The 13438-nt window shown below is 63.0% G+C and carries 12 protein-coding genes; 9 read left to right on the top strand and 3 right to left on the bottom strand.

The window, feature by feature from the left end; translation table 11 throughout:
• The first annotated feature begins 4 nt into the window (after nucleotides 1-4).
• The 3 genes from QYH69_RS10655 to QYH69_RS10645 all read left to right on the top strand — a co-directional run bounded on the left by QYH69_RS10655 (nucleotide 5) and on the right by QYH69_RS10645 (nucleotide 4017).
• A complete protein-coding gene (locus QYH69_RS10655) occupies nucleotides 5-2251 on the top strand; it encodes a xanthine dehydrogenase family protein molybdopterin-binding subunit (protein WP_308831820.1) in 2247 nt (748 codons plus the stop codon).
• Nucleotides 2252-2695: 444 nt separating this feature from the next.
• Nucleotides 2696-3088: a TetR family transcriptional regulator C-terminal domain-containing protein gene (locus QYH69_RS10650; protein ID WP_308831819.1), complete on the top strand. Its 393-nt coding sequence runs from the start codon at nucleotides 2696-2698 to the stop codon at nucleotides 3086-3088.
• 65 nt (nucleotides 3089-3153) lie between these two features.
• Nucleotides 3154-4017 (top strand): SDR family oxidoreductase, encoded by an 864-nt coding sequence (locus QYH69_RS10645; protein ID WP_308831818.1) that lies wholly within the window; start codon nucleotides 3154-3156, stop codon nucleotides 4015-4017.
• A 111-nt stretch (nucleotides 4018-4128) separates the two neighbouring features.
• On the opposite strand, the gene QYH69_RS10640 is transcribed toward QYH69_RS10645, so the two are convergent.
• The 3 genes from QYH69_RS10640 to QYH69_RS10630 all read right to left on the bottom strand — a co-directional run bounded on the left by QYH69_RS10640 (nucleotide 4129) and on the right by QYH69_RS10630 (nucleotide 7199).
• The gene (locus tag QYH69_RS10640) at nucleotides 4129-5121 is read right to left on the bottom strand and encodes a sugar-binding protein (protein ID WP_308831817.1); all 993 of its coding nucleotides are present in this window, start codon (nucleotides 5119-5121) and stop codon (nucleotides 4129-4131) included.
• A gap of 237 nt (nucleotides 5122-5358) precedes the next feature.
• Nucleotides 5359-6354, bottom strand: coding sequence for an ABC transporter permease (locus tag QYH69_RS10635; RefSeq protein ID WP_308831816.1), 996 nt, complete (start codon nucleotides 6352-6354; stop codon nucleotides 5359-5361).
• Between the two features lie 104 nt (nucleotides 6355-6458).
• On the bottom strand, nucleotides 6459-7199 hold the full coding sequence (locus QYH69_RS10630) for an ATP-binding cassette domain-containing protein (RefSeq protein ID WP_075156959.1): 741 nt from the start codon (nucleotides 7197-7199) through the stop codon (nucleotides 6459-6461).
• A 172-nt stretch (nucleotides 7200-7371) separates the two neighbouring features.
• Here QYH69_RS10630 and QYH69_RS10625 point away from each other — a divergent pair, with 172 nt between their 5' ends.
• The 6 genes from QYH69_RS10625 (at nucleotide 7372) to QYH69_RS10600 (ending at nucleotide 13414) form a co-directional block, all read left to right on the top strand.
• Nucleotides 7372-7974 carry a 2'-5' RNA ligase family protein gene (locus tag QYH69_RS10625; RefSeq protein ID WP_308831815.1) on the top strand — a complete coding sequence of 201 codons (603 nt, stop codon included), beginning with the start codon at nucleotides 7372-7374 and terminating at the stop codon, nucleotides 7972-7974.
• Between the two features lie 381 nt (nucleotides 7975-8355).
• The gene (locus QYH69_RS10620; protein WP_308831814.1) at nucleotides 8356-8751 is read left to right on the top strand and encodes a DUF1992 domain-containing protein; all 396 of its coding nucleotides are present in this window, start codon (nucleotides 8356-8358) and stop codon (nucleotides 8749-8751) included.
• A gap of 199 nt (nucleotides 8752-8950) precedes the next feature.
• Complete coding sequence (gene tadA / locus QYH69_RS10615; protein WP_308831813.1) at nucleotides 8951-9472, top strand: tRNA adenosine(34) deaminase TadA; 522 nt, start codon at nucleotides 8951-8953, stop codon at nucleotides 9470-9472.
• A gap of 92 nt (nucleotides 9473-9564) precedes the next feature.
• Complete coding sequence (gene ldcA, locus QYH69_RS10610; RefSeq protein WP_308831812.1) at nucleotides 9565-10491, top strand: muramoyltetrapeptide carboxypeptidase; 927 nt, start codon at nucleotides 9565-9567, stop codon at nucleotides 10489-10491.
• A gap of 374 nt (nucleotides 10492-10865) precedes the next feature.
• Nucleotides 10866-11582, top strand: coding sequence for a GntR family transcriptional regulator (locus QYH69_RS10605; RefSeq protein ID WP_308831811.1), 717 nt, complete (start codon nucleotides 10866-10868; stop codon nucleotides 11580-11582).
• Between the two features lie 335 nt (nucleotides 11583-11917).
• Nucleotides 11918-13414, top strand: coding sequence for an NCS1 family nucleobase:cation symporter-1 (locus QYH69_RS10600; protein WP_308831810.1), 1497 nt, complete (start codon nucleotides 11918-11920; stop codon nucleotides 13412-13414).
• Nucleotides 13415-13438 lie beyond the last annotated feature (24 nt).

The raw sequence follows: 13438 nt of genomic DNA, 5'->3' as shown, positions 1-13438 counted from the left end.
CATTATGTCCACCGTGAGTGACACCCCGCTGTCCGTGATCGGGCAGCCGCAGGCGCGCGTCGACGGACGGCTGAAAGTCAGCGGCGCGGCGACGTATACATCGGACGTCGATCTGCCAGGACTGCTATACGCGGTGCCGGTTTGCAGCACGATCGCGAGCGGACGCATCACGTCGCTCGAATTCGCGAGCGCGCAGAACATGCCGGGCGTCCATGCCGTGCTCCATCGCGGCAATATCGGCCGCTTCTACCGGATTTCGGGCAATTCGCTCGATACGGGCTACGTCGACGAGCAGCGCCCGCCCTTCGAAGACGATGTGATCCGCTACTACGGCCAGTACGTCGCGGTGGTGATCGCCGATACGTTCGAAGCCGCGAGCGCCGCCGCGGTCGCCGTGAAGGTCGGCTACGAGGTCGCCGCACACGACGTGAGCGACGAGCTCGGCAGCCTTGGCGATCCGCATGTGGAAAGCGAACGCGGCGACGCGGCGCGGGCCTATGACAGCGCCCCCGTCAAACTGGACGCCACGTACGTAACGCCGGTCGAAACGCACAATCCGATCGAACTGCACGCGACGGTCGCGCAGTGGGACGGCGAAGGCTATACGTTCTATGAAACGAGTCAGGCGGTCTCGAACCATCAGGGCGCGCTGATGCAGATGCTCGGTTTGCCCAAAGAGAAAGTGCGCGTGATCTCGCGCTTTCTCGGCTCGGGCTTCGGCGGAAAGCTCTGGATGTGGCCGCACTCGCTGCTTGCCGCCGCGGCGACGCGGCATACGGGGCGACCGGTCAAGCTCGTCGTGAGCCGCAAGATGATGTTCCAGAACGTGGGCCATCGACCCGTGACGCAGCAGCGCATGCGGCTGTCGGCGGACCGCGACGGCAAGCTGACTTCGATCCGTCACGAGTATCTGAACCATACCGCGATCGCCGACGACTACCAGGAAACCTGCGGCGAGATCACACCGTTCCTGTACAGCGTGCCGAATCTGCGCGTCGCTTCAGGCCTCGTGAAACGCCATGTCGGATCGCCGACTTCGATGCGCGGGCCCGGCGCAGTTCCCGGCCTGTACGCGCTCGAATCGGCAATGAACGAACTCGCGCGTGAACTGAACATCGATCCCGTCGAGTTGCGGCTGAAGAACGAACCTCAGGTCGACGAAAGCACCGGTCTGCCGTTTTCGTCACGCCATCTGACCGAGTGCCTGCGCACCGGTGCCGATAGATTCGGCTGGGCGCAGCGCACCGCCGCGGTGGGGTCGATGAAACGCGACGGGCTGACGCTCGGTTGGGGCGTCGGCGCGTGCGGGTGGCCTGGCATCCGCTTCTCGGCGCAGGCGTCGGTGGATCTGCGGGCCGACGGCACGGCGCGCGTCGTGTGCGGCACGCAGGATATCGGTACGGGCACTTACACGATCCTCGCGCAACTGGTTGCGTCACAGACGGGTTTGCCGCTCGATCGCATCGACGTCGAGCTCGGCGACACGATGCTGCCGTTGGGACCGCTCTCGGGCGGTTCGGCTGCGACGGCATCGGTGATTCCCGCGGTGCTGCAAGCGGTGCGCGCGGCCGTCGACATCGTGCTGGCACGCGCAGGCGCCAGCGCGGAGTCGCCATTCAAGGGGGCAAAGCCGGAAGAACTGGCGTTGACCGCGGGCCGCGTGCATCGCAAGGGCGCGGCGCCCGAAACGGGCGTGCCGTACGGCGCGATACTGCAGGCGGCGAAAATGTATGCGGCGTCGGGCACCGGCAACGCGCAGGGCGGCTTCGACGATCCGCTGAAAAAGAAATATTCGATCTACTCATACGGCGCGCACTTCGCGGAAGTGACGTGGCAGCCGGAGATTGCGCGACTGCGCGTAAGCCGCGTGGTCACGGTGATCGACGCGGGACGCATCCTCAATCCGCAAGCGGGGCGCAACCAGATAGAAGGCGCGGTCGTGATGGGCGTCGGCATGGCGCTGTTCGAGCATACGATGTATGACGAAAGGAGTGGGGCGCCGATCAACAGCAGTCTCGCCGATTACATCATCGCGTCGCACGCGGATAGTCCGAAGCTCGATGTGACCTTCCTCGATTACCCCGACACCGTGTTCAACGAGCTCGGCGCGCGAGGCATCGCGGAGATCGGCCTCGCAGGCATTGCCGCCGCGATCACCGACGCGGTTCATCACGCAACCGGCGTGCGCGTGCGCAAGCTGCCGGTGATGATCGAAGACCTGCTAGGCGCCGCGCCATCCGATTCGCGATAACTGCGCGCGGATTGGATGCCCTGGTCAAATACCGTATGCGCTCGATTGAACGCGCCTGGTTGGACCGTGCCTGAAGAATCGATGCAATAGTAGGGGCTTCGCCGCCCGGCACACGGCGAAGCCCATGTCATTCATCCTTTCCTGATCGCCGAATCCTGAACGCTTGTCGAGGCGCGTGTGTCGAGTCGCGCTTGTCGAGTCGCGCTGTTGCGAGCGTTCGAAGCGATTCGTTATTGACAGATCGATCTATATCTGTAATCGTTCAATCCCATGGCCAGACCTAGACTGTTCGATCGTGACGAGGCATTGGAGCGGGCTATCGACGCCTTCTCCGAGCACGGCTATTCCGGTACCTCGACGGACGACCTGCTGACGGCGATGGATCTGAGCCGGCAGAGTTTGTAGAACGCATTCGGCGACAAGCGCAATTTGTATCTCGAGGCGTTGCGCACCTACATCGCGCAGAGCGTGTCGGAACATCTGCGGATACTGAACCGCTCGGCGTCCGCGCGCAAAGGTATCGAACAGCTGCTGGCCGATTTCGTCGACAGGCCGTTGCGTGCATGCCTCGGCACGCATGCGGTGTGCGAGTTCGGCCGCACCGATCCCGAGATTACCGCACTGACGGATACCGCCGCCCATACGTTGCGCACGGCGCTCGAGCGCTGCATCGCGAAGGCGAAAGCGGACGGCGAAATCGCAGCCGACGTCGATGAGCGGGCCGCCGCGCATTTTTTGGGTGCAACGCTGTCGGGCATCAAGCTGGCCGCTCGCGGCGGAGCAACGAAAGACGTATTGCGCGATATCGCGCAGATGGCATTGCGCAGTCTCGGGTGATAGGCGCGCATCGAGCGGTGCGCGCTTTTTTTGCTGTCTATTTTAGATCAATCTGTCAATTATTTTTGGTCGCAATCGCGTGCGAGCGGAACGCGAAAACAGGAGCGCTCACGACAAGATCGATATTCATCACCGGCACCAGCAGTGGCCTCGGTCGCCACACCGCGGTCCATTTTGCGCGGCATGGCTGGAACGTCGCTGCGACGCTGCGCGACCCCGGGCAGGAGACCGAACTGCAAAAGCACGAGCGTATCCGCCTCTTCAAGCTCGACGTGACCGACCCGGCGCAGGCGCGCGCCGCGACCGAAGCCGCAATCGACGCGTTCGGCCAGATCGATGTCGTCGTCAACAATGCGGGCGCGGGCTCGTATGGTCCGCTCGAATTTGCCGAAGAGCACACGATCGACTGGCAGTTTGCCGTGAACGTGCGAGGACCGATCAACGTCATCCGCGCGTTTTTGCCGCACTTTCGCGAGCGCAAAGGCGGCCGGTTCATCAACTTCAGTTCGTTTATGGGCGTGACGACCGCGGTGCCGACCGGCTCGCTGTACAACATGTCGAAGTTCGCGCTCGAAGGTTTGATCGAAGGGCTCTACTACGAGCTCAAGCCGTTCAATATCGACCTTCATCTCGTCGAGCCCGGCGGTTTCAAAGGCAACCGCTTCGTCGAAAAAGTAGTGTTCAGTACGCACCGCGAGATCAGGGACTACGATCCACTGATCGACAAGGTGAATGCAATGATGATGTCGAGCGACGAAAGCTTGCGCGACGATCCGCAACTGATCGTCGACGAGATCGAAGCGCTTGCGACGGGCAGGAGCCGCCGGTTCCGCACGCTCGTCGGCAAGACCGGCAAGGATCTGATGGAGATGCGCGCATCGATGCCGATCGAAGACTATCTATCGACGCTTGCGAAAAATTTCGCCTAGCGAAGCCATGCAATTGCATCGCGCTGGCGCGCATATGCGCGCCAGCGCGGCAGCCGGGGCGCCGCGGCCCCGGCTTGCACAGGCGTCATGGCGATCGGACGCACTTCGCCCTCAATGCTTGAGACACGTATCCGCGTTCTTCCATGTGCAGGTATCGAGCCCCGTATGAATCACCGGCTTGACCGACTTCCCTTCAGCGAGATCGCGCATCACCATCGCGGCCTGATAGCCCATCTCTTCGGGCCGCTGGCCGACCAGCACATTGACCTTGTGATCCTTTAACGCCTGGATTTCCGGTCCCAGCGTGTCGGCCGACACAATGGCGAACTTGCCGCTTGCGATCTTATCCATAATCGGCGCCACGACCTGCGAATACGCCTGCGGCGCAAACAGCGGCCAGCCGCCCTCGAGCACGAAGGCATCGAGGCCCGTCGCGTTGGCTGTCAGCGTGTCCTGCATCATCTGGTTCGCTTTGGCCGCGTCGTCGTTCACGTACAGCGGGCACGCGCCGATCTCGCGCCAGTTGTTCTCGCCGGCCAGCTTGGCGATCCCCTTCTTGCCGGACAGCGCGTCGCGCGTGCCTTGCGCACGCTGGTTGATGTTTTCGGCGGCCGGGTTGCCCATCACGAGGCAGATATTTCCACCCTTCGGCAACAGCAGCTTCAACTGTTCGCCGAGCTTGAAACCGAGCTCGTAGTTATCGGTGCCGACATAGCTCTTGCGCAACGACGCGTCCTTCGGCAGCAGATCGGCATCGGCGGTGATGATCGGAATTTTCGTGTTGCGGCGGCGGATCACTTCGGCAATCGCCGGCGCGTTCGACGGCGAAATCGCAATCGCCGCGACGCCCTTCGTCAGCAGGTCGTCGATGATCTGCACTTCCGCGCTTTCGTCGGCCGCCGTCGCGGGGCCGGTGTAGTAGCAGTTATAGCCTTGCTTGTGGAGCTCCTTGTTCGCGCGCTCGCATCCCTGATGCATGAGGTCGAAGTAGGGGTTGTCAAGACCCTTCACGACGAGGGCCAGGGTCTTGTCGGCCGCGAACACCGGCGAGGCCAGCATGGCAAGGCCCGTGATCGCAGCAAGACACATCAGCATTTTCTTCATTGTTGCCTCCTGTTCGGCGCCGGCGTCGCGGTGCCCGTGTCTCTTCGCACAATTTTCACAACGTTTCCCAAGGCAGGCCCGTGGCGAGGTCTGCCGTGTCTGCGGAACCTTGCGGTTTTGTGTGGCGAACAGCTCGAAAAACCTGCACACCTGCGCCCGGCAGTTCCGCGCGTCGACCGGTCGCTCCGCCTTGCGTGGCGCCGTCGGCGAAGGCGGACGGCGCGCAGCGAAGACTTGTCAATCGTTTTGCCGCTCGCCGCCGAGCCGGTTGAACAGCACGGCGACGATAATGAAAGAGCCGACGACCGTCCCTTGCCAGAACGAATCGACGCCAAGCAGGATCAGGCTGTTGCGGATCACTTCGATAAGCGCCGCGCCGACGACCGTGCCGAACGCGCTGCCGATGCCGCCCATCAGGTTGGTGCCGCCGATCACGGTTGCGGCGATCACACGCAATTCGTCGCCGGTGCCGAGGCCCGTCGTGACGGCGCCGAGCCAGCCGACTTCGAGCACGGCCGCGACGCCCGCCATCAAACCGCCGAGCACGTAAACCGAGCAGAGAATGCGGCGCACCGGCACGCCGGTCAGATTCGCCGCGTGACGGTTGCCGCCGACCGCGAATACATAGCGTCCCCAGCGCGTGAAGGCAAACGCGAACCAGAAGAGCACAGCGAGCACGACGAGAAACCACACCGGATTGGCGACGCCGAGGGTCGAGCCGCCGCCGAGTTTGAGGAGCTTGCTGCCGTCCGGTCCGAAATCGAAAATCGTTCTGCTACCCGAAATAACGAGCGCGAGGCTGCGGCCCACGCTTAGCATGCCAAGCGTGACGACGAACGGCTGCATGTTCAGATACGCGATCAGCACGCCGTTGACGAGCCCGACCGCGCCGGCCGTCAGGAGCGCGAGGCCGATGCCGGCCCAGATCGGATAGCCCGCATTCATCACGACCGACAGCACGATGCCGCTCAGACCGATCGTCGAGCCCACCGAAATATCGATGCCGCCCGTGACGATCACGGCCATTGCGCCGAGCGCGACGATCGCGACGAATGCGAAGTTGCGCGTGACGTTGAAAAGATTTTGCGACGTCGCGAAGCTCGACGTGGCGAACGACAGCACGACGCAAGCGACGATCGTCGCGAGCACGACCCAGAACACCTGGCTTGCCAGCAGTCCCGACCAGCGCGTATGCGTTCTCGCCGATTGCGGATCGTCAAGCAGGGTCTGCATTGGACTGGGCCTTTCCGGCGCATCGTTCAATTTCGGGTCTCCCGTGCGGGTGGTTCGGGTGCTTCAGTCAGGTGGTACGGGTTGTTCGGGGTGCTTCCGATGCTTCACGCGGCGGCGATGGCGCCCGTGATCAGGCCCGTCACTTCCTCGGGCGACGACGCCGCGGTCTGCTTGTCCGCGACCTTGCGTCCGCGCCGCATCACGACGACGCGGTCGGCGACCGAGAACACGTCGGGCATCCGGTGGCTGATCAGAATCACGGCGATGCCGTGCCCGGCAAGGCGTTTGATCAGCTCGAGCACTTCGGCCACCTGGCGCACGCTGATGGCCGCGGTCGGTTCGTCCATGATGACGAGCCGCGCTTCGGACAGACGCGTGCGCGCGATCGCGACGGCCTGCCGCTGCCCGCCCGACATCTGCCGCACGAGATCGCGCGGGCGCGTCTCGGACTTCAACTCCTTGAACAGTTCTCCTGCGCGGCGGTACATGGCGGCGTGATCGAGCACACGGATCGGTCCGAAGCCGATGCGCGGCTCGCGGCCGAGAAAAACATTGGCGGCCGCCGTGAGGTTGTCGCACAGCGCGAGATCCTGGTAGACGACTTCGATTCCCTGCGCGCGTGCATCGACGGGCTTGCCGAAATGCACAGGCTTGCCGTCGATTCGTATCTCGCCATGCGAGGGTGGGAAGTTGCCGGCGATAACCTTGACGAGGGTGGATTTGCCGGCCCCGTTGTCGCCCATCAGGCCGACGACCTGGCCCGGCTCGAGACCGAGCGTGACGTCGGTCAATGCCTGGATGGCCCCGAAGTGCTTGGAAATGCCTCTGAGTTCAAGAAGACTCATGGCTCGTCGCGCTCGCTCCGATGATGCCGCTCGCATTCTGAGCAAGGCGGCTGGTAGACGACATGCTAGTCAGCCAGTCCTTATAAAACAACGGCGGGTTTGCCCGAACCGCTTCCGACAGAAGCATGACGCGGTATCGTGTGAACGCGCTCAACCCGAACAGCACGCGAGTATGGCTGACGTACAACTTTCATTGCCCGGATTCGACGCCGTACCGTTGCCGACAGACGGCCTGTTTTTCGCGCTATTTCCCGACACGCGCAGCGCGCAACGCATCGAACGCATTGCGCATCACGTATGCGGCGTGCAGCGCGGCCCGAGCATTCCGGCGCCGCCTGGAACCGATCGTTATCACGTGACGTTGCATCATCTTGGCAACTACGCCGGAGGTTTGCCGCAAGCAATGGTTGCAAGAGCAATTCGTGCGGCATCGACAGTCAGAACGAATGCGTTCGCTGTCGCATTCGATCGCGCCGAGGATTTTCGTGGAAGGCCGCTCGTGCTGCGCGCACACGAGGGCGCGCTCGCACTGATGGAGTTTCGTTCGACCTTGGGCAAAGCACTCGAGCACGCGGGATTTGCGGGGCGAACACGAGTGCCGTTCACACCGCATGTCACGCTTGGCTATCGCGCGCCGGCCGATGCGCGGCGCCGCTTCGTCGAGCCGCTGCCAGACATGATCGGCTGGACAGTGCGGGATTTCGTGCTCGTGCATAGTCTGCTCGGCCGCGGTCGTCATGTCGCGCTTGCGCGCTGGCCGCTGGCCACGAGCTAGAACCGCACGCCGGTCGAACATCCGCCGCCGAAACCGCTGCCGCTGCCGCCTGCGAATCCGCAGAACGTGCCGCAGCCGGACAACGCCACCGACAGCGCAACGGCGCCGAGCGCAGCGCGCAATAGCGAGCGTGTCGACGCCAAAGCACGGCCCCTCGCAATGGGCGCCGGGTCGGCAGAAATTACGGAAATATGCAATCCGACGCACATCAATATGTTTTGGCTCTGCATATTCGGTTACCGAAAATGTTCAACCATATCTACGCCCGAACCGCTACCCAATTAGAAAAATCTTAAATTGAGCTGTCTTCTCTATGTTACGGACGAAACATATGCGCGATGTGCTGTTAGAATGCCCGAGCCGCAACGTAGTGGATTGCACATGAAATTGCTTGATGCGCTAGTCGAACAACGCATTGCCGCCGCAGCCGCGCGCGGTGAATTCGACGAATTGCCAGGCGCGGGCGCGCCGCTCAATTTCGAAGACGACCCGTTGGTCCCCGAGGAAGTGCGAGTCGCAAACCGCATTCTGAAGAATGCCGGTTTCGTGCCGCCGGCCGTGGAGCAACTGCGGGCGCTGCATAGCTTGCAGGACGAGCTCGCCGCGGTCAGCGACCGCGCGACGCGCTGCGGTCTGCAGGCAAAGATGCTCGCGCTCGAACTGGCGCTCGAATCGCTGCGCGGCGGGCCGATGCTCGTGCCGCGCGAATATTGCCGCCGGATCGCCGAGCGCCTGTCTGAGCGCGCGGCCGGCGTCGATATGGGCGACGCGACCTGACAGCCCCGCCGCGGCGGATTCCTTCCGCGAATGCGAATCAACCAGACCTCGCGCAACACACGGCCGCGCCGGCGAGTCGCGGCTGCGACGCTCGGCGCCGCCGAAAAATCTGTTATATCGAAAGACGAATTGGCGATAAAGTCAGAAACCCGCTATTCGTCCCCTTAATTTATTTCTCGAATCGGTCTTCGATACACCTTTGTTCTCCGAACCGTCATCCGAGCGCGACCGCTATTTCATGCGGCTCGCGCAAGCCGCAGCCGAAGAGGCGCGCGCGGCCGGCGAAGTGCCGGTCGGGGCGGTGCTCGTATGCGGCGACGAGGTGATCGCAAAGGGCTTCAACCATCCGATCGGGTCGCACGATCCGTCGGCGCATGCCGAGATGGCGGCGCTGCGGGCCGCCGCCGGCAGACTGCAGAATTACCGCCTGCCGGGCTGCGAACTGTTCGTGACGCTCGAGCCGTGTCTGATGTGTGCGGGTGCGATCATGCACGCGCGCATTGCACGCGTCGTGTTTGGCGCGCGCGATCCGAAAACGGGCGCATGCGGCAGCGTCGTCGATGCCTTCGCGAATGGCCAGCTCAATCATCACACGGTTGTGGTCGGCGGCGTGCTCGAAGAAGAGTGCGCGGCGGCGCTGAAGTCGTTTTTCGCGGACCGGCGGCGTGCCGCGCGCGAGGCACGCGCGAAACTGGACCCCGGCACGCGCTGGCCGCTTTGAAGCGCGCGCGTTGAATTCCGCAACCGAATGCCGTACGTTGATTTTCCGCTCGAACGCAAACGCGTCAATCCTCTAACAAATCGAAGCCGGCCATGAACGCGCACCGCACCATCGAACTGGTCGCCCCCTCGGGCTACCCGCATGATCCCGCCGCGCTGCATCTCGCGCTGCACCGGTTACGGGCGCAGGGCCATCACGTCGAAAACATTCACGCGACCGAGCGGCGCTACCAGCGCTTCGCCGGCACCGACGCGCAGCGGGCCGCCGAACTCAATCGCCTCGCCGACCCGTCGCGCGAACTGCCCGACATCGTGCTTGCCGTGCGCGGCGGTTATGGCGCGGTCCGCTTGCTGCACGGGCTCGACTATGACGGCTTGCAGCGCCGTTTGCGGGACCGGCCGATCGCCTTCGTCGGCCATAGCGACTTCACTGCGGTGCAGCTTGCGCTGCTTGCGCAAAGCGGCTTGACGACGTTTGGCGGCCCGATGCTCGTCGTCGATTTCGGCGCGCCCGAGGTCAGCTCGTTCACGATGCGGCACTTCTGGCATGCGCTTTCCACGCCGACTTTCACGATTGCGAGCAGCGTTGCGCAGGCGCAGTCGGCGGACGTCACGGGCACGTTGTGGGGCGGCAATCTCGCCGTGCTCACGTCGCTCGTCGGCACACCTTATCTGCCGCCGGTCGAAGGCGGCATCCTTTTTCTCGAAGACGTCAACGAGCAGCCGTTCCGGCTCGAGCGGGCGATCTATCAACTGCATCTGGCCGGCATACTCGAGCGGCAGCAGGCGCTCGTGCTCGGCGACTTTTCGGGCGGCAAGCCGTTCGAGTACGACAACGGCTACGATCTGTACGCGATGATCGAGCAGGTGCGCTCGGTCGTCGGGATCCCGGTGATCACGGGCCTCCCGTTCGGCCATATTCCGGATATGGTCACGTTGCCGGTGGGCGCCGAGGCGCACCTGCAAGCCGATGCCCATGGCTTCAGGCTCACGGTGTCGGGACACCCGACGCTCGAATAGGCCGCGGAACCCGCGCGGAGTCGGTACCAAAACACAAAGTCGTCGCTTTGACGCGTAGCGGGCTGCACGCACCGGGCACCCGCTTGCGCCGCCTTGCCATCTTCTCTCGTCCCGCATACCCGCCTGACCTTATTCAGCCGGTTGCCGCGGACTCGCCTCGCGATATTGTTGACAAAATCGGCCGATGTGGCGCGTCGCTCACACGTTAAAGTAAGCCTGCGCCTAACCGCACCTGCGCAGCCAGGTCCATCCGTGTATGGCTGTCGCGCCGATTGCTGACGTAGAGTCCTTTAGATTGTCAAAAATCGACCGTAAAAATCGTTGACAATTTTTAATGGCGTCCTAAGATGCATCCCAATAAGCGCAGCCCGATCATGTCCGACACGTCCACCATCCCGTCGAATGGTTTGAAGCCCGAAGCGATCGCCGAGCGCATTCGCTCGGCGATCCTCGAGCATCGCCTCGCACCGGGCTCGAAGCTGACGGAAGCACAGCTATGCGATGTGTTCGAGGTCAAACGCGGACCGATCCGGCAGGCTTTGGCGCTGCTGGCGAACGAGCGGCTCGTCGACCTCGAGCCGAATCGCGGCGCATTCGTCGCGAGCCCGTCGCTGCAGGAGGTGCATGAAGTGTTCGAGATGCGCCGCATCATCGAGATGGCGGTCATCGAAAAGGTCTGCGCGGGCGCGCATGGCATGAAGCGTCTGAAGTCGATCGGCTCGATGATCGGCCGCGAGCGCAAGGCATTCGAGACGCGCGACTTTCCCGCATGGATCAGACTCTCGGGCGAGTTTCATACCGAACTCGCCGCGCTCACCGGCAACACGGTGCTGTGCGACTGCCTGAGCGGACTCGTTGCGCGCTCAACCTTGATTTCGGCACTGTACGAATCGCTCGGACGCAGCCCGTGCTCGTTCGAGGACCATGAAGCGATACTCGCCGCGATCGACGCCGGCGATGCAAAAAGCGCCGCGGCATTGATGGCGAGCCATTTGCAGAGCGTCGAACTGAAGATGCTCGACCGGCCGGCTACCGGTGCCGCCGATCTGCACGAGGTGTTCGGCACGCGCGCCAACCCGCGCGCATCGTGATGACGCAAGCGGCGCACGCGCGCTCATGTGCGGTGCGCGCTGCACTGAATTCGAACTCGAAGATCGCGACGTGCATGCCTGCGCAGGACGGCATGCATCACGCGGCAAGGTTTGCGGCAGAAGTCCGCGGATTCTGCCCAAGCCAGTAAAACAAGTACGCAAGTACGGAGACACCGCGGCAAAGCGCATGCGCAATACATGGGTCGCCACGCAATCGCCGGCGGCCGCATGACTGGCATGCACGATGCAGAGGCTGATCGGTTTTGACCCGGGCTTTTGACCCAGGCTTTTGACCCAGGCTTTTGACCGATGGTCCCCATTCCTTGGAGGAGTTCATGGCTCAGTTCAGCGCATCCCCGGGCAACCCGGGCATTCCCGCATACGAAGACAACAGCAGCGCCGGCACGCCGGAAGCCGATCCGATGCTGCCGGCCGGCTATAGCGAACGTCTGTACAACGAAGATCTCGCGCCGTTGCACAAGCAAACCTGGGGTGCGTACAACATCTTCGCGTTCTGGATGTCCGACGTGCATAGCGTCGGCGGTTACGTGTTCGCGGGAAGTCTCTTCGCGCTCGGTTTGACGAGCTGGCAGGTGCTGATCGCGCTGCTCGTCGGCATTACGCTCGTCAATGTGTTGTGCAACCTCATTGCGAAGCCGAGCCAGCAGAATGGCGTGCCGTACCCGGTCGCGTGCCGCGCGACGTTCGGCGTGCTCGGCGCGAATGTGCCCGCTGTGATTCGCGGTTTGATCGCCGTGGCGTGGTATGGCATTCAGACGTTTCTCGCGTCGAGTGCGCTCGTGATCGTCGTGCTGAAGTTCTTCCCGCAGCTGACGCCGTATGCGGACGTTCATCATCACGGCTTTATGGGGCTCTCGGCGATCGGTTGGGCCGGCTTCATGCTGCTTTGGGTGCTGCAGGCGCTCGTGTTCTGGAACGGCATGGAGACGATCAAGAAGTTCATCGACTTCGCGGGCCCGGCCGTCTATGTCGTGATGTTTATCCTGGCCGGTTATATGGTGTGGCGCGCGGGCTGGCAGAACATCGGTATCAACCTCGGCGGCGTGAAGTATCACGGCATGGAAGTGCTGCCGGTCATGATCACGGCGATCTCGCTCGTCGTGTCGTATTTCTCGGGGCCCATGCTGAACTTCGGCGACTTCTCGCGCTACGGCAAGACCTTTCGCAGCGTGAAGCGCGGCAATTTCTGGGGCTTGCCGGTCAATTTCCTCGCGTTCTCGCTCGTGACCGTGATCACGACCGCCGCGACGCTGCCGGTGTTCGGCGAACTGATTACCGATCCCGTCGAAACGGTGGGCCGCATCGACTATCCGACCGCGGTCATTCTCGGTGCGCTGACGTTCACGATTGCCACGATCGGCATCAATATCGTCGCGAACTTCGTGTCGCCCGCATTCGACTTTTCGAATGTCGCGCCGCGTCTGATCAGCTGGCGCGCGGGCGGCATGCTGGCAGCGGTTGCATCGATTTTCATCACGCCGTGGAATCTCTTCAACAACCCCGCGGTGATCCACTACACGCTCGATGTGCTCGGCAGCTTTATCGGACCGCTGTATGGCGTGCTGATCGTCGACTACTACCTCGTGAAGCGTCAGAAGATCGTGCTCGACGATCTGTACACGGTGTCGGAGCAGGGCGCCTACTGGTATCGCAACGGCGTCAACTATCGTGCGGTTGCAGCGTTGCTGCCGGCGGCGCTGATCGCGGTGCTCTGCGTGATGGTGCCGGCGTTGAGCGGACTGGCGAATTTTTCATGGTTCGTCGGCGCAGCCCTGGGCGCGGTGTTCTACCGCATGATTGCGCACAAATGAGCGCGCGCGGCCACCCGCGCGCGG

The organism is Paraburkholderia sp. SARCC-3016 (genome assembly GCF_031119615.1).
In the GTDB taxonomy this organism is placed as follows: Bacteria; Pseudomonadota; Gammaproteobacteria; order Burkholderiales; family Burkholderiaceae; genus Paraburkholderia.
This window is presented reverse-complemented; position numbering and strand designations above follow the sequence as displayed.